Source organism: Colwellia psychrerythraea (assembly GCF_000764225.1).
GTDB lineage: Bacteria > Pseudomonadota > Gammaproteobacteria > Enterobacterales > Alteromonadaceae > Colwellia > Colwellia psychrerythraea_D.
The window spans coordinates 1-16,393 of record NZ_JQED01000045.1 but is presented as its reverse complement, the minus strand read 5'-3'; the positions used below and the strand labels follow the sequence as shown (position 1 = coordinate 16,393).

Genomic DNA, 16,393 nt, shown 5'->3' with positions numbered 1-16,393 from the left:
GGAAGGCATCATGGAACTCTCAATTAAGGAAATAATTACCTTATTAGGTTTACTATCGGCCGCTATCTGGTTTTATTGGACTCAAAAATTTAAGCCTAGAGTGGAGTTTTACGTAGATTGTGAGTTTTTTCGATCTAACAGTGATAGTGATAACGTAATTGCCGAGATAAGATTTGTATTTAAGAATAGGGGCTTCGTCCAGCATATAATTAAGCATCTAGAGTTATCTGTTCACGGATTGATGGATGATAGTCGAATTATTTGTAACGAAAAAAACCAAAATGTTATCTTCAAAGACAAAATATTTGAACGCAGTTCAGTAGTGCCGATAGGTTGGTATTTTTGGGTACGACCAAACGTGAATCAGGTCATAACAAAAGTTATATCAATTGATAAGCGACATTCAGTAATCCGAGTGGTGGCAGGCTTCTCCTACACAGATTCAAAGAAATCAAAGCATACCGCACAAAAAGTATTTCAGGTTCCAGATAATAATGCCTAATCGCCCTCCGCAGCAAATGACTATCATTATTTCCATGTATCTGGGGTATGCCGCCATGATGATTTGTCGTCAAATGGTCACTATTCTCAGTCCTGCCATGCTTGCAGATGAGACCTTGGAGTTAACAAAAACAAATGTTGGTGACTTTGCGGCTTATGGCACCCTAGGTGCGCTGGTTGGAAAAATCATTTGGGGTCCTCTTGCCGATAAGTTTGGCGGACGTTTCACTTTATTAACTGGCATTTTTTTTACCGCGATATTTATCATTGCCTTTGGGCTTTCGCCCAATGTAATCGCTTTTACCAGCTTTTCATTTCTACTTTATTGCAGCAAGTCTTCGGGCTGGCCAGGTATGACTAAGCTGATTGGTGAGTGGTATCACCCTCAACATTATGGGCAGGTATGGAGTATTCTTGCTACCAGTTCGAGGTTAAGTGTGGTGTTGGCTACCTTGTTTTTTGGTTGGCTGATGAGCTTCATGCATTGGCGAATAGTAGCGTTCATCGCAGCTATTTTTGCGTTGGTCATTTTTGTCGGCTGCTATTTTTACTTAAAAGAAACACCTGCACCCCCTAATTTCTTTAAAGAGGATGAAAACAATACAGAAAACACTGAGCTGGTTAATGCATCAAAACAAGCGCTGTATAACAAATATAATCACCCACTCAAAGGAACCGGCACGTTTGATGGGTTGGTAGCATTTGCAAAAAGCCCTAGGGTTTGGCTAGTGGTTATCATGTTGATGGTACTCACTTGCATGATGGCCTTTTTGGACTTTGTTGCGGTTTATCTTATGGAAAGCTATCAACTCACGCCATCACAGGCTGCAATGGCCTCTACTGTCTTTCCCGTTGGTTCTTTGGCAGGGCTTTTGGCTTCAATTGCATTTTACGACCGCTTTTCAAAACGAGGGATCAGGACAGTATTAACCATAGCGCTGATCCTTAGTTTATTGAGCGTGCTTACTTTGCAGTATTTACCTTTGTTTAATTTTAGCGTTGAATTGAATTACCCAATTGCACTGGGCGCAATTTTTTTGTTCGCTTTTTCAATTTCCCCGGCCTATTACTTGCCCATGTCGATATTTTCCATTGAATATGGCGGCCCTCATAGTGCGACCTTGGTGTGTTTAATAGATGCCTTTGGCTTTGCCGCCAGTGCAGCATTTGCCTTCATAGGGGGAAGACTGGCAGATAGCGCAGGTGGTTGGTCTAGTTTTATGAATATGCTTATCTTGATTTCTGCCGTTGGCATCATATCTGTTTGGGCATTTATGCATTCAGAATATAAAGCGGAAAAGCAGGGGATACACTTAAACCAAAGTAAATAGTGGCTATATTCGTCCAGATGCTTTTAATCGTTTCTGTACTCTATGGTGATAAAGTTTTGCCAAATAGGGACGAATTACTGGCAGAGAAATGAGCCAAGCTAGTACTTTTAGTAACCACACTCGGTCCATTAAGACGATGTATGCATCTAATTCATATAAAATTTTACCATCGGAAAGCTGGAGGTGAAGTTCAGAAAGCGCCTTGACTGGATCGATAGATAGACCTTTTAAATGTTCATCTTGACCAGTAATGTCGAACCATCTGATTTGTTTACCGCCTTGCCCAGCTAAACGTTCATAAAAGCGCCTATCTTTTACACATTTAGGGCAGGCTCCATCATAAAACACTGTGATGCTAACTCGATTAGTCTCCATATCGTAGCCCTCGGACTTGCTATTTTAATTTAGCTCGTTCAACGCTGGATAAGATCTCTGTTCTTGCCTCATCAATATCACCCCAACGATCTATTTTGACCCACTTTCCATGTTCAAGACTTTTATAATGCTGAAAAAATGACACTATTTGCGCTTTTAATAAGTTAGGAATATCACCAATATTTTCAATTTTGTCATATTCGCAACTCAGACTACTGTGTGGAAAAGCGATTATTTTTGCATCTTCACCAGACTCATCGGTCATTTTCAATATGCCCACAGGACGACAACGAATAACGCTACCAGTCATTAGCGGATAGGGAGTCTGTACTAGGACATCGAACGGGTCACCGTCAAGTGATAGCGTATTATTTACATAGCCATAATTGCAGGGATAAAACATGGGCGCAGCAATGAAGCGGTCAACAAAAATAGCACCGCTGTCTTTGTCTATCTCATACTTTATTGGATCAGCATTGGCAGGGATTTCGATAATTACATTAAAATCATCGGGTATAGATATCCCAGCTGGTACGTCGCTTAGGCTCATTAACTGAACTCCCATTCCATTTTAATTAAGTATAGTTCACGGTTTGCGTATACTGAAAAAACCACAAACCCTAACGATCAAATATGGAGCAATAGGGCACTTATCGCCATAAAATTTATAGTACTCTGTATGCATAGATAACATTCGAGAGTACTTGTGGCTAACATCCGCTCGAAGCCGATATCAGCAGTGAAATTTACTTAGTTTGTTTATTTCGCTTTACCAGTCGCTGGCAAGATTTATTTGCTTATTGCACTTTTAGCTTTTCCGAATAAAGCTATAAAAAGAACCTTTAAAGTCCTATATCTCCTACATAGCGCCGTTCTTTCGTTCAGCTAAATAGCTTTAAACCCCACAATCATATCTAGTTGATAAATTAGGTATGTGTTCTATATTTCATATACAACATTATTAAATGGAATTCACATGAAAAAATCTCTTTGCGAACCCATTGCTATTGCCCCAAATCTGGTTGCTTTGGATCCAATAAAACAACCGACATCAATCCCTAGAATAATTGACTTTTCCGTCACGACCGACAGTATCATAGCGTGCGCGACCATTGTGGTCGATGCCCCCACACGGCTTATTCGTATTGATTGGGGAGATGGGCAGGCCGACACACTACGTCTGTTGCCAGGCTTTTTGGTGATTGACCAACTGTCACTCGGTGACAACCCTCTTGAACCAGGCACGTATCAATTTGAGCATGAATACGATCTTCCAGAAGAAGTGGAGCCCTTTCCAAGGTTAGTCATTGCGCGGGTGGATGAATTTAACGGTAATGTAGACTTCCGCCAACAATGGGTGAATATTGCGCCGAAATACAAAGTGAACCATTATGCCTCACGGGTTATTCTGAATGACGATCTTGAACCATTTTGGGAGTCAGTTACTGAGTTGAACATTCGCATGAAAGTGGGCGGTGACACTCTTATTAATTGGGCTAATGATGTCAGTTTTTTACCGGCTAACGGATTCAAGTTAAATGGTAGTCAGCTTGAGCATATTTTCGATCTTGGCGATGAAGATGCTAATACTAATGCTCCACGAATTCATTATCATGTATGGGATGCAGATGCGACTGACGATGATGATTACTATTTTAATACTTCCATGGTCCCTCAAGCAGGTGCGCTAAGCGCAGATGTCTCTGAAGAAATCTTGCTGCAACCATCAGGCTACAGCGGTGCAGGAATACAAACAGTGTTAGTTAAATTTTGGAAAGAGGTACGTCTATTAAAACCTAGGAAAAACCAAAGCAATGCAGTATTTGCCCCAGCTAATTCGCCGGTAGGTCCCGTTGCTTAGCTCATCTAAATTAAAGCCGAAACATCACAGGAAAGACTAAAAGTATCGGCTTTACGATCGATGTTAATATTGCCCTGAGGCTATTTCAAATATTTGTTATTTTTTAGCCCGTTATTTAGTAGCCAGTTATCTCGGCATAACCTGTACCAATAAAGCCTCCTGTGGCCTTAACTCGGCCTTCCCAATAAGGTATCGTTAATTTATTACGCGAATCCTTAGTAATACTTTCTATAAAAATGGTTGGGGTGTTCGGTAAGTCAACCTGCCATTTGCTAGGGTAATCTTGATTATCTATTGTCACGTTGTTAACGACAGACAGCTTAATACTACCCGTTGAAATATCCGTAGCTTCTCCATCGGCCGCTATGCGAGTGCCTCGACAATAATCATAACCGTGGCCATTACTGAGCCCATTATTATCTTGGTTACCTTGATCGGCTTTTTGTTCAAGCCCCCGAATGCAGAACAGCATTAATCCTTTTTGCTCTGACTCTCCAGCGTCAGAATCAACTAGGCTGAACCAATCCCAACCCAGTTGATTTTTATCGAGTAAACTGGCCGACCATTCTCTGTCATACCAGGCATTTCCTGATACGTTATGGCTTTTTCCGGCAAACGTTATGCTACCTTTTACCTGTAAAAATGGGTAGCTAAAGTAATAAGATGCATGGCCACTTTCAGTTTTTTGGCTATAGCCCTTTTCACCATGTAATACCATAGGGCTGTCGCTTAGTGTTAACCCGACTTGGTAATTTTCATGAGCTGCAGTTAGCTTCAATGGTAAAAAATCATTAGTGATACTGCTCAGTTGCCAATTATCAATGGCAGCACTAAACGGCGCGCTAGTTACTTTAGTTTGGCCAGCTCGAGAAAAGCGTTCAAAGGCAGCATGCTTTTGTTGGTGTTGCATCGCAAAGTGGGCGAAATAAAGGTTGTTATCCCACCATGTTGATTCAATGTTACTCGGCATTAAGGTGCGAAAGAGTGTCCATTGCACACCGAAAGTTTCACCTGTATCACTTTTCAAATTTGCCGTTAAATACCACCATTCAATGCCTTGTTCAGCATGAATACCGTGATCTTTTGGAAACACTAATGCCGTACCTCTTATTACTGGCTCACCATTGGCTATTTGCAAGGTAGATGATGTCTGTTTTTGTTCCACAGGCTGACAAGCAGCGAGTACAAAAGCTAAACACATTAAAACGAATCGGCTGACTATTAACCTTTGCACTTTTTGTTGCTTCATCACGAGATCATAGCTCCTTTGCTTCTAAATTTGTGAGCTTACGTATCGGTAAATAAGCACAAAACACGGAGACACCGACCAGTGTTAAGCACATTAAAAGTAAACTGGTTAAATCTAAACTAAAATGAATGGTCCAGCCAAAAGCGATAGGCATAACAAACTTTAATAAGGCAAAGCCTAAGGCAAAACCCAGCGGAATAGCAAATAAGGCGGTAAACAATACAATACTTCCAGTTTGTAACAGCTTCATGGTTAATAATTGCTGCTGTGTCACCCCTAAATTGCGCAATATAATTAACTGCTTTAATTGATTAACGCTTAAACTTAACAAACTTGTACACAGACTTAATAAGGCAATGGCGAGAATAAAACCATTAAGCGCTTTGGTAACAACAAAGGTATCATCAAATAAGGCATTGGCTATTAGCTTAAATCGTTTGTTAGGTAAAATATGTGTACTGTCTTGATTAAACTCGTTTATTAATCGTTCACTAAATACTTCGACGCTTGCGCTAGTTTTGAGCTGGATTGAATACCCGACATATTCCGTATTCAACATTACTGCGCTTTGTCGACTTTCTAGCGTCAGCAATGAAATACTTGGATTTCCATAATCATAAAAAAAGCCCGTTATACGACAAGTAAACGCCGTTGAATTTTGCGTAAATACTGCTAGGTCACCTAAAGAAAAACCAAATTTAATTTTACTTTGTTCATTTGCCAAGCAGCCCTTATCAAAAAAATTGTCTGAACTGATGGGTAAACCTGAGGTAAGCGATATTTGTTGATAATGATCAAAGCTATCGCCAAAACTTGAAAGCTTTGCCGGTACTTTGTTTACCTTGCCTTCACTTTTCAAATAGATACTGAGTTGTTTAACTTCAGGCAAATGTTTCAGTGTTTGCCTTAACGTGTGATCAAACTTATCTGCGCGCAAATAAATATCCGCACTCAATTGTTTTTCTAGGTGAGCATTTAATGTGGTACTAAAGCTTTTAACCATAATTTGCATGCCTATAGCACTGCCAAGGGCAACTAAAATAGCAATAATGGCAATATGCAAATCTTTTAGGTGAAATCGAGAATCGCCATGTAACCACTGAGTTAACGGATTGTTCAAAGTAAAAGGTACTGACACCAAACCTGATAGTGCTTTAGGCACAAGCAATATAAACAACATAAGCAAGGTAAAACACAGTAATAATGCCTGGTATTCATTCGTCGCATAATTAAGAAGCCAAATTAAGCCTATTGAGGTACACGACAATAAGGCGTAAAACATAATTTTACCTTTATTAGCCACTTCTTTAGCTTGCGTCAAAAGTATTACAGCTAAGGCAGCTATATTGAGCGAAAAACCTAATAAAACATTTGACCATTGCCAATGAATAACAAGCGCTTTATCGAGTTGGTACAAACCAATCAAGGTGCGATTTACATCAAGCACCAGGCCATTAGCAATGAAGTAACCGCCTAAGGTTCCTAGCAGCGCAGTACAAAGGCTGACGATAACCAGTTCAATACTCAGGCTAAGTTGAATATTTCGTTTAGTGCAGCCCAATAACTGCATTTGTCTAAGCAATTTCTTTCGTGCCGACAGGCTGAGTTTTATCGCGTTGAAACTCAAAAAGGCCGCGACAATATAGCCAAGCATGGCCAGTGCAGTAAGATTAAAGAAGAACGCTTGTGACAAGACATCAAACGACTGTTGTTGCGCGTCAACAAGCTGTGCTTTCTCAGCAATCAATTGCTTTATCAACTCTAATTGCGCTTGAGTAACATGGGATAACTCGATAAAACTGAGCTGTCCCTTAGCATCTAACAAGTAGTCCGCATGGGCAATATCGGTAATAGCCCACAAACCAATGCCATCCATTAAACTTATCTTTGGTTGATGTTGACGGTTATGCAGGACAAATTGGGTTTGCTTACCCGATTTTTTGTAAACTCGTTCGGAAAATTGCGAGTCAACTAACACAGCAGACAAAGAAAAGTGCTTGGGTTTATCATTATCGTTTTCATTGGCTTGTTTGTATTGCGTATTATTCAACCATAGCAGAGTGTCAACACCTTGAATTGCTAATGATTTGCCTTCCTCAGTTTTTAATCTACCGCGTAAAACGGGTTGTGCATGTAACACACCATGCTGTCGTAACTCTATCCATAACTTACCATCAATATACTGTGTTCCTGTGAGTGGTTTAATTAAATGTGAGACAGGATTATTGATTAATGCAGAAGAGTGCTGATAACGTGTTTTAGCCTCTTGATTAAGCCCAGAAATAGCCGTTAATAGAGCACTTCCTAGGCTGAACCCTAGAATAAACAATGCCATTAACCAAGGATGTCGGCGATAAAATGCGAGATGAGTGGTTAAAATAACTTTGATTTCGTTAGTCAAAACGGCCATCTCTTAGCACGTTCACATGATCAAAGTAATCAGTTAATTGATGACTATGAGTCACCATTACGAGATTGATTTCTCTTTCACGGCATAACTGGGTAAGAAGCTTAACCACTTGGTGAGAACGCTGTTGATCTAAATTGCCCGTTGGCTCATCAGCAAATATAATTCGAGGCTTATTAAGCAAGGCTCGTGCAATGCCAACGCGTTGTTGTTCACCACCAGAAAGCTGATGAGGCAAGGCATTAAGCTTGTTTTGTAGCCCTAATTCCTCAATTAGAGCGTCAAATTCACTCGCCACTTCTGTTGGGAAGTTAAGTTTATGTTGAAATAAAATATTTTGTTTCACACTTAGGCAATCAAGTAATTGATAGTGCTGAAAAATCAGCCCAATTTTACGACGATAAAGTGCGAGATCTTGCTCATTAAGAAGCGATAACTCTTGGTTATTAACACTGACTGAGCCGCTATCAGCTTGAAGTAGACCTGCAAGAATATGTAAAAAGGTAGTTTTACCAGAGCCACTATCACCAAGTAATGCAAGCTGTTGGCAAGCAGGCACAAACAAATTAAGCTTATTTAAAATGCTTTGTTTGTTATCACCATCATTACGACTGAAAGACAAATCTTTTACTTCTATCACGGTAACTCCTTGTTAGCCTATAGTATTTTAGCGCAACAAACTTTGTAAAACTATTAAGAATACAGAGTTTTCCGTTAAACAATACTGATGTTAAGTACGAGTATTAAGCAATTATTCTATAGATTAGTTCCACTCACTCATGTTCGATTGTAACAGCGCACCGAATAAAACCATTGTATAGAACAATCTCTATCCAAACACTCACTAAATCAGCTAAACGAAGAAACTAACTCAACGATTAAAATCGTTTTATTACCGCGGGACAAAAAAAATCAAGCGCCACCCCTTGCTATTACTAACCATTAAGATTGTTTTCTTAATAATGTTTATTTAATAAACACTTATTGGTTGACTATTTGGTCAAGAATAACAACAATCTTACCGTTAAATAACAAAACTGTAACATTCATCGTTCAGAATCAAGTTGAAGTTTTAACCAATAGAAGTACTTTTTTAACGCAAATTCATTATTAATTTGGAGAAATGAAATGAATACTCGTAAGGTAGTGCCAAGTCTATTTTTTGGCCAAAACAAACTAAAATTAAGCTCGATTGCACTGTGTGTTGCGTCTAGTTTTGTTAGCCACAGTGCTTTGAGTGCTGAAACACTATGGTCTGAAGATTTTAATAACCCCGCATTAAGTAATAAAGGGGCTGTTTTTGAAACAATTGATATGACTGGGATCAATCGCTGGTCTATTGATGTGAGTAATGCACAATTAACCGCAAACAGTGATTGGTTTAAAGTTAATAATAGTAAAATTGAAGCAAGAGATGTTGATGGTTATGTAGACTGGTTGTCAGAATCAATAAATATTGAAGGTAAAACGAATATTACTATCTCAGTGTTAGCTGAAGAAAGTGGCACGCTTGAATCAGCTGACTTCTTTGACTTGTGGTATTCGGTAGATAACGCACCTTTTGTTAGAGTCGAAAACTGGCAAGGTAAAGGCAACAGCAGTCATACCATGAATGATGACTTTACTTCGGCCACTATTACTCAAAGCATTGCACAAGGAAGCTCGCTGCAAATCAAAGTATCAATGGCAAACAACTCAGGGTCTGAATATATTAGTTTGGATAATGTGTTGGTAACAGCGGGTGTTGAAGATGGCGGAGGCGATAACAGCCAAGGCCCAATTATTGATGCATGTTATAATTGCCCCGATTTAAGCCCAATAGAAAATGCTGCAGAATTTGATGATACTACTTATTATGCGGCTGTATTTAACGCAATTGAGTCAGCGCAAAGTACTGACGTTATTCGAACGAATATCAATGAGGTCATTTCAGCTAATCATAAACAATTAACCTATTCAGAAGCATGGACGGCATTAACCGTCACCGATGAAGACCCGTTAAATCCTGATAATGTCATTTTATTTTATCGTGGTATTTCCAAAGCGAAAACGTCAAACGGCAGTGGCTCACAATCTACCAACCCTGATAACTGGAATCGTGAGCATGTTTGGGCGAAAAGCCACGGGTTCCCAAGCTCAAGTGCCATGGCTTATTCAGACATACACCACCTAAGGCCAACGGATATATCCGTTAACTCTTCAAGAGGTAACTTAGATTTTGATAATAGTGATGCACCTTTACCAGAGTCCCCTGAAAATCGGGTAGACGGTAATTCATTTGAACCAAGAGATGCGGTAAAAGGTGATGTCGCTCGTATCGTTTTATACATGGATACCCGTTATGCCGGTTTGGACTCGGTAACACCAGACCTTCAAGTAGTTGATAACTTAACCTCAGGCGGAGAAGCTAAATTAGGTAAGTTGTGTACCTTATTAGCATGGAGTGAAGCTGATCCTGTTGATGAATTTGAGCAACATAGAAATAATAAAATTTATGAATTTCAAGGAAACCGTAACCCATTTATTGACCACCCAGAGTGGATTTCAACACTCTATAGCGCATCTTGTTCAGACGTAGATCCGGTTGACCCCATTGATCCAGTAGACCCTGTAGATCCCCCAGCACTAGGTGATGATCTATTTTTCTCTGAATATGTTGAAGGCTCAAGCTTTAACAAAGCGATAGAGATCTATAACCCAACCAATAGTGCTATTTCGTTGGCAGATTATCAATTCAAGCTTTACTCAAATGGAAGTACATCGCCGACGGGCACTTACACACTAACAGGTGAAATACTGGCAAAAGATGTGGTGGTATTAGGCTCAGCTCAAATTGCCGATGACAGTGCATTAGTCCCTTATATTGACCATTTTGTTAGCGCTGTTAACTTCAATGGTGATGATTATGTCGAGCTAGTTCATGGCGATACGATAATTGATAATATTGGTACCTATGGCGTGAGACAAAATTGGGGTAAAGATACCTCATTAGTGCGCTTAGCATCAGTTACATCAGGTGATACAGATAGAACAGATGAATTTGTTAAAGCCGACCAATGGCAATCAAACCCTAAAGATACCTTTGAGAATTTAGGCGCTCATTTAGCTGATACATCGCCGACTGATCCTGGTACAGGAGAAAATCCTGTCATTGGCATGTGTGATGAGGAGGCTGATGCAATCAATACTCTTCAAGGTAGCAACAATGATTCACCTTTTGTTGGAGAAATCAAAGTTATTGAAGGTACGGTTACAGCAACAGTGCCAAGCTTAAAAGGCTACTTTGTCCAAGAAGAAGCAGAGCACACCGATACTGATTTGCTAACCTCGGAAGCAATTTTTGTTTATTTTAACGACATTGCTAATTTCCCGACAGTGGGCAATAAAGTGAGAATAAACGGCACAGTAAAAGAGAGTTATGGTCGTACTCAGTTGACAGCAACAACAGACTTTGTTGATTGTGGTGTTGGCGAACAAATTGAAACTACCATGGTATCTTTACCTGTTTCTACAACTGATTATTGGGAAACTATTGAAGGCATGTCAGTGAGATTTAATGATAGCTTGAAAGTCAGTGATACCTATAATTTAGCACGCTACGGCCAGTTGACCTTATCGAATGGTCGTTTGATTTTACCTACCAACATCTATAACGCAGGTAGTGAACAAGCGATTGATTTAGCGAATAAAAATAGCCGAAACAGAATAACATTAGATGATATGAATAATGCGCAAAATCCTGATAATGTGCCATTTCCGGCACCAGGGTTGAGCCATGAAAATACCTTACGTTTAGGCGATTCTGTTACAGGTTTAACTGGTGTAATTGATTATAGTTTCAATCAGTACCGCGTATTGCCAACAACGACACCACTCTTTAGTTCAACAAATACGAGAACAACACAAGCTGAACTCGATGAAAGTGGCTCGTTAAAAGTAGCAAGTTTTAATGTTCTGAATTACTTCAATGGTGATGGTGCAGGTCAAGGTTTTCCGACTGCGCGAGGCGCAGATACGTTAGAAGAATTTACCCGCCAAAGCAGTAAAATTGTCTCTGCGCTTAAAGAAATCAATGCAGATATTGTTGGTCTGATGGAGTTAGAAAACGATGGTTTTGACAATAGTTCAGCAATTGCAGATCTTGTTAGCCAGTTAAATGCCCAAATAGGTGAGGGAACATATGCATATGTCAGCTTGGAGCAAGCAGGTGTTGGAAGCGACGCAATCACAGTAGGCATAATATACAAGCCAGCTACCGTCTCACTTGTAGGCAATGCGGTTACGACAAATCAAAGCCCTTTTGATTTTGGCAACCGTCAGCCGTTAGTGCAAACCTTTAAAGAAATTGCAACAAATGAAGAGCTAACCATTGCAGTAAATCACTTCAAATCGAAAGGCAGTTGTGGCAGTGCCTCTGGCAATAACCTTGATCAAGGAGACGGTCAAGGGTGTTGGAATGAGCTGAGAACCCAAGCGGCAAATGGTTTAACCGCTTGGTTAAACACAAATCCAACGGGCTCTAGCGATGCTGATTTTTTAATTATTGGTGACTTGAATGCTTACGGTAAAGAAGATCCGATTAATGCAATTACTCACAATGATTATCATAACTTAATTGCTGATTATCAAGGCAGCGCTGGTTATTCATATAGTTTTGGTGGTGAAATTGGTTACTTAGATCATGCACTTGCTAGTAATAACTTAGCGAGCCAAGTTGTTGATGCAACCGTTTGGCATATCAATGCCGATGAGCCACGCATATTAGATTACAACATAGAGTATAAATCATCAGAACAATTAACAACGTACTTTGCTGAAGATGCGTATCGTGCATCAGATCATGATCCCGTCATTGTTGTACTGAATCTACAGAGTGAAGTTGAGCTTGTAGGTGATTTTGATGGTGATGCAGATATTGACCGAAATGATGTTAACCAGCTTTCAATGATGATTCGTCGTGGTGAAACAGGTGATATACAACACGACTTTAATAACGATAGTGTTGTTAACAGCCTAGATGTTAGAGCATTAATGTCTTTATGTACTCGTTCACGTTGTGCGACAGAATAATTAATTTACCCAAAAGGTTTTAAAAGGAATAATCATGAAAAAAATAATAATGTTAGTCACCATGCTTTTAGTTTCAATCAATAGTCATGCGACATTACTGTCAGTTGAATTAAACCAAGAAAGTTATCAAGTAGGTGACGTACTCACTGCAGATTTTATTATCAGCGATATTGAAGAAGATGTATTGGGTTTTCAAAAGTTATTAGCAACATTTGACTTTACGCTCTCGTGGGACAACTCAGTAATCGATTACGACTCTAGTAGTTTTGGCAATAAGCTGAATGTTGGTTTTGGCGGTAGTGATCAAAGTGTTTTTGATTTTATGACTGACAGTGTGACCTTATCAGAAGTTAGTTATGCTTGGTGGGATGAGCTTTTGCCTGTTCAAGATGGATTAAGCCAATTTGTTTTAGCAAGTGTAAACTTTGACGTTACTAACGCTGGAACAAGTATGTTGGACTTAACTAACGTCATTTTTGGTGATGACTTTGGTAGTTCTTTCGTCGACGTTAGCAGCACAAATGCTTCTTTTATCGTAAATTCAGCAGTTCCTGTCGATGTACCTGAGCCAATGACAATACTATTAATGTTGATTGCAATAGCCGTATTAACTCGACAAAGAAAATTAAACTAAGTATTTAAGGTTAATCTACACTCGTATAAAAATTAAATTACTATCAGATTAACTTATTCGTGCAAGCCCTAACGGTAATGTTAGGGCTTTTTAATAAGTGTTAATTCAAAAACTCATCAATACAATTAATTAAATATAGCTAATAACGGGTAAATATAAAAACAATAGCAGGGCGCTGATCACCATTTTTATTGCATAAATTTTGTCGTAATCGTTGCTTATTTACTCAAAACAGCCTTATTTAAGCCATAAAAACGAAAGGTTTAAATTAAGCTGATTGTAGCTACAATCCTTTATTATAAAGGGTTAAAGCGATACAAGACTAAAAAACAACCTGACGCTACGTAAATTCTATTAAGGTTTGTTAGTGATTACAGGTAATAAATTACATAGCATACTGTTTTATAAGTAATGTTAACAATAAAATTGAAAAGCAATTTCACCTGGTATCTCTGTATTAATCGTGGTTTGCTAATCTACTTTTCTGCGTTTACCACTTTCTGCACGTTTCTTGTTTTCACTCTGAACATAAACAGTATCTGTGGTTGCCATACTGGCGTGACCGAGATCTTCAGAAATATCTTTAAGAGGGCGCCCACGTTCAATTTCCATACTAGCACCTGTATGCCTAAGCCAATGGGCAGAAGCTTCTTTCAATTTGAGCGCTTTATTTTCACCTTCCAATCTGCGCATATTATCATGTGCCTGATCGAAAACACTTTGCACAATACGGCGTAAATGCCTCGATGTCATACCACCTTGACCACGTACTTTTTCAACTAGAATTGAATTTTCATTGCTTGATGGTAAACCTAATAAACCACGAGATGCACGATAGCGTTCTAAAAAAGGTAAAAAGTCGATCGGTACAGTAATGTCGCGTAATTTACGGCTTTTTCCAAATATTTTTAGCCACCAGTTTTCATCATCATCCTGCCAAAAATGTCCCATAGTTGGCGACCAATTGGGTCGTTCAGATAATTCTGAAATCCTAAGGAATAAGGTTTTTAATGAGGCAATAACAAATAGGTTGCGTTCAAATAGTGGATTTTCATCAGCCATTTCAACAGCAGTATCTAAAACGAATTGCCATTGGCTAGCAGTTAAACGTTTGATTTCTTTAACTTGTGAATCAATGATAAAGTGCCGACAATCTTTTTTAGCAATTTGGGCAGGATTACCAATACAAAAATCTTCAGCCATCAGGTAATTATAGAAAACAATAATAGCGGTAAACATTGATGAAAGTGTTTGCTGTGATGGACGATATTTTTTCTTATCAACAACGTATTGAGATTTTAAACTTTTAGGCGCTTGAATCTTGTATGGAAACCAAAGTTCATTAGCTGCAGAATAACCATTGGTTATTTTAAAACGTTCTTGATTAGATGTGCCGATCCAGTCAACTGGTGGCTGCCAACAAAAGTCAGCGTATTCTAGTAAATCTGATTTACGTAATTGGTCGATAGGTTTTTGCTTTATGATGAATGACCATAAAAGAAAACGTTCAACGTCGTTTCTAAATCGTTCATAAGTATGTGCAGATTTATTTCTACCAATATAGGTTAGGAAAATCTTTCCCCAGTTAAATTGTTCAAGCCACCAGGTTTCATTAGTTGAGAATATTTTATCTAACTCAGGATAGTCATCAAAATCGAAATCACATAAATCTATGTATGGTGGATATAAAGGAACGGGTTTAGTTAATAACATTATTTGTAAAACCAAGCAGATAAGGCAGATGAAGTCAGTTTAAATCATTATATGCACTATGTCCAATACTGAAGAGTATCGGACATAGCGAGTATGTTTTATTAAAGGGTGGTTGTCCCTGTCGTTATTCAGATTCTGAAAAATGTTAAACCAACTTATTATCTGGATTGATCCAGTTTTCACTCGTGAACACACCCAAATAATTTTATCGGGCTTTATCCATATTCATGTGACGCTACGAGCATGAAATATATTTTTGTGTATATTTCCTCACAGATTTTACGTAGCGTTACGTCATTAATATAAATTATTAGTCTATTTAAACTTTGTTTTTAATTACTAAATTGAATGAGACCATTCATGTATTGTTGGTTTGCACACTGAGCTTTGATTACCAAATAATCTTGTTTCAAAAAACAAGTTTAATAGATTTTGTTTCATGCCATTTTACTGTTACTAAATACATAGCCATATTTTCAAAACCTTTGAATTGTCATTTCTCCTCAGTAATTATCCACCAATACCTACATAATATGATTATCCCAAACGTTGAAACTTTTTAATATACTCGAATGCCAACGTACATGAGTTGCAATAGTATAGTCATACTTTCTGGTACCGCTACTCTTTACTTTAATAAAAACGCAAGTAAATCATTAGGTTTACTTGTCTTCTGATGTGAATCACCGTAATTAACATTACTGATATCTATGCCTAATTTTGATTTAAACGCCCTATCTAAGTTTGCTCGTTTGCACATGACTAAATATGAATCTGTTATTTGAGGCTTGCCTGTATAATTAATAGCTCAAGCTCTTGGTCGCTATCATTTAATAAACCGTGAGTACCATGGGGTTTATTTAGGATCATGTCTCCTTTACGTACTCGTTTATTCTCGCCTCCAATAGTCATCAGACCTTCACCATTTAGAATTATATACATTTCTTCATCTTCTCCATGCTCATGTAATCCCATAGATGAGTTTGGCGGCATTTTTACTCGTAAAGCAAAATCCCATGCACCTTGAAAATCTGCACGTCGATACATTTTTTGAATTTCGATTGTACCATGTCCTCCATGACTATTTTCATCGATGATTGTTTCAGTAGTAAGAAAGTTTCTAATTGCGTAATACTATGATGCCGATCGCTCAATACCATTCAAGCCGATCACTTTTTTGTCTGCCAGTAGACCTCAGTAAAATCTAACTTGAGTGATCGGCATCAGTCAAGGAATTTAGTTTTTTTCGCAT

12 protein-coding genes are annotated in these 16,393 nt (G+C 38.6%); 5 read left to right on the top strand and 7 right to left on the bottom strand.

The genetic code is table 11. From position 1 onward, the window contains the following. Positions 1-10: 10 nt before the first annotated feature. Both ND2E_RS05835 and ND2E_RS05840 read left to right on the top strand, forming a co-directional pair. A complete protein-coding gene (locus tag ND2E_RS05835; RefSeq protein WP_033094894.1) occupies positions 11-502 on the top strand; it encodes a hypothetical protein in 492 nt (163 codons plus the stop codon). Further along, positions 495-1,832, top strand: coding sequence for an MFS transporter (locus ND2E_RS05840; protein WP_033094893.1), 1,338 nt, complete (start codon positions 495-497; stop codon positions 1,830-1,832). Before ND2E_RS05835 ends, ND2E_RS05840 begins: the two co-directional genes overlap by 8 nt. A 3-nt stretch (positions 1,833-1,835) precedes the next feature. On the opposite strand, the gene ND2E_RS05845 is transcribed toward ND2E_RS05840, so the two are convergent. Together ND2E_RS05845 and ppa are read right to left on the bottom strand one after the other, a co-directional pair. Continuing rightward, complete coding sequence (locus ND2E_RS05845; protein ID WP_033094892.1) at positions 1,836-2,207, bottom strand: thiol-disulfide oxidoreductase DCC family protein; 372 nt, start codon at positions 2,205-2,207, stop codon at positions 1,836-1,838. A gap of 19 nt (positions 2,208-2,226) precedes the next feature. Beyond that, positions 2,227-2,757 carry an inorganic diphosphatase gene (gene ppa / locus ND2E_RS05850; RefSeq protein WP_033094891.1) on the bottom strand — a complete coding sequence of 177 codons (531 nt, stop codon included), beginning with the start codon at positions 2,755-2,757 and terminating at the stop codon, positions 2,227-2,229. Positions 2,758-3,321: 564 nt separating this feature from the next. Between ppa and ND2E_RS05855 the strand changes: the two genes are divergently transcribed. Beyond that, a complete protein-coding gene (locus ND2E_RS05855) occupies positions 3,322-4,068 on the top strand; it encodes a hypothetical protein (protein WP_150113776.1) in 747 nt (248 codons plus the stop codon). Between the two features lie 115 nt (positions 4,069-4,183). On the opposite strand, the gene ND2E_RS05860 is transcribed toward ND2E_RS05855, so the two are convergent. Genes ND2E_RS05860 through ND2E_RS05870 form a run of 3 tightly spaced genes read right to left on the bottom strand, consistent with a single transcriptional unit; the run spans position 4,184 to position 8,364 of the window. Next, positions 4,184-5,317, bottom strand: a complete 1,134-nt coding sequence (locus ND2E_RS05860; protein ID WP_052056783.1) for a lipocalin-like domain-containing protein — start codon at positions 5,315-5,317, stop codon at positions 4,184-4,186. A 7-nt stretch (positions 5,318-5,324) separates the two neighbouring features. Then, entirely contained in the window at positions 5,325-7,727 is a 2,403-nt protein-coding gene (locus ND2E_RS05865) for an ABC transporter permease (protein WP_033094889.1), read from the bottom strand. Further along, positions 7,711-8,364: an ABC transporter ATP-binding protein gene (locus ND2E_RS05870; protein ID WP_033094888.1), complete on the bottom strand. Its 654-nt coding sequence runs from the start codon at positions 8,362-8,364 to the stop codon at positions 7,711-7,713. Before ND2E_RS05870 ends, ND2E_RS05865 begins: the two co-directional genes overlap by 17 nt. A gap of 488 nt (positions 8,365-8,852) precedes the next feature. Between ND2E_RS05870 and ND2E_RS05875 the strand changes: the two genes are divergently transcribed. Continuing rightward, positions 8,853-12,794 (top strand): ExeM/NucH family extracellular endonuclease, encoded by a 3,942-nt coding sequence (locus ND2E_RS05875; RefSeq protein ID WP_033094887.1) that lies wholly within the window; start codon positions 8,853-8,855, stop codon positions 12,792-12,794. A 34-nt stretch (positions 12,795-12,828) separates the two neighbouring features. Beyond that, positions 12,829-13,428, top strand: coding sequence for a PEP-CTERM sorting domain-containing protein (locus ND2E_RS05880; protein WP_033094886.1), 600 nt, complete (start codon positions 12,829-12,831; stop codon positions 13,426-13,428). A 471-nt stretch (positions 13,429-13,899) separates the two neighbouring features. Here ND2E_RS05880 and ND2E_RS05885 read toward each other — a convergent pair whose 3' ends face one another. After that, positions 13,900-15,141: a tyrosine-type recombinase/integrase gene (locus ND2E_RS05885; RefSeq protein WP_033094885.1), complete on the bottom strand. Its 1,242-nt coding sequence runs from the start codon at positions 15,139-15,141 to the stop codon at positions 13,900-13,902. Between the two features lie 777 nt (positions 15,142-15,918). Further along, positions 15,919-16,188, bottom strand: a complete 270-nt coding sequence (locus tag ND2E_RS0121720; RefSeq protein ID WP_081962077.1) for a cupin domain-containing protein — start codon at positions 16,186-16,188, stop codon at positions 15,919-15,921. Positions 16,189-16,393: the final 205 nt, after the last annotated feature.

Bases quoted from the DNA above. Each gene is read 5' to 3' on its own strand.
- ND2E_RS05885 (WP_033094885.1), bottom strand. From the start codon at position 15,141: ATGTTATTAACTAAACCCGTTCCTTTATATCCACCATACATAGATTTA.
- ND2E_RS05835 (WP_033094894.1), top strand. From the start codon at position 11: ATGGAACTCTCAATTAAGGAAATAATTACCTTATTAGGTTTACTATCG.
- ppa (WP_033094891.1), bottom strand. From the start codon at position 2,757: ATGAGCCTAAGCGACGTACCAGCTGGGATATCTATACCCGATGATTTT.
- ND2E_RS0121720 (WP_081962077.1), bottom strand. From the start codon at position 16,188: ATGTATCGACGTGCAGATTTTCAAGGTGCATGGGATTTTGCTTTACGA.
- ND2E_RS05880 (WP_033094886.1), top strand. From the start codon at position 12,829: ATGAAAAAAATAATAATGTTAGTCACCATGCTTTTAGTTTCAATCAAT.
- ND2E_RS05860 (WP_052056783.1), bottom strand. From the start codon at position 5,317: ATGAAGCAACAAAAAGTGCAAAGGTTAATAGTCAGCCGATTCGTTTTA.
- ND2E_RS05875 (WP_033094887.1), top strand. From the start codon at position 8,853: ATGAATACTCGTAAGGTAGTGCCAAGTCTATTTTTTGGCCAAAACAAA.
- ND2E_RS05845 (WP_033094892.1), bottom strand. From the start codon at position 2,207: ATGGAGACTAATCGAGTTAGCATCACAGTGTTTTATGATGGAGCCTGC.
- ND2E_RS05840 (WP_033094893.1), top strand. From the start codon at position 495: ATGCCTAATCGCCCTCCGCAGCAAATGACTATCATTATTTCCATGTAT.
- ND2E_RS05865 (WP_033094889.1), bottom strand. From the start codon at position 7,727: ATGGCCGTTTTGACTAACGAAATCAAAGTTATTTTAACCACTCATCTC.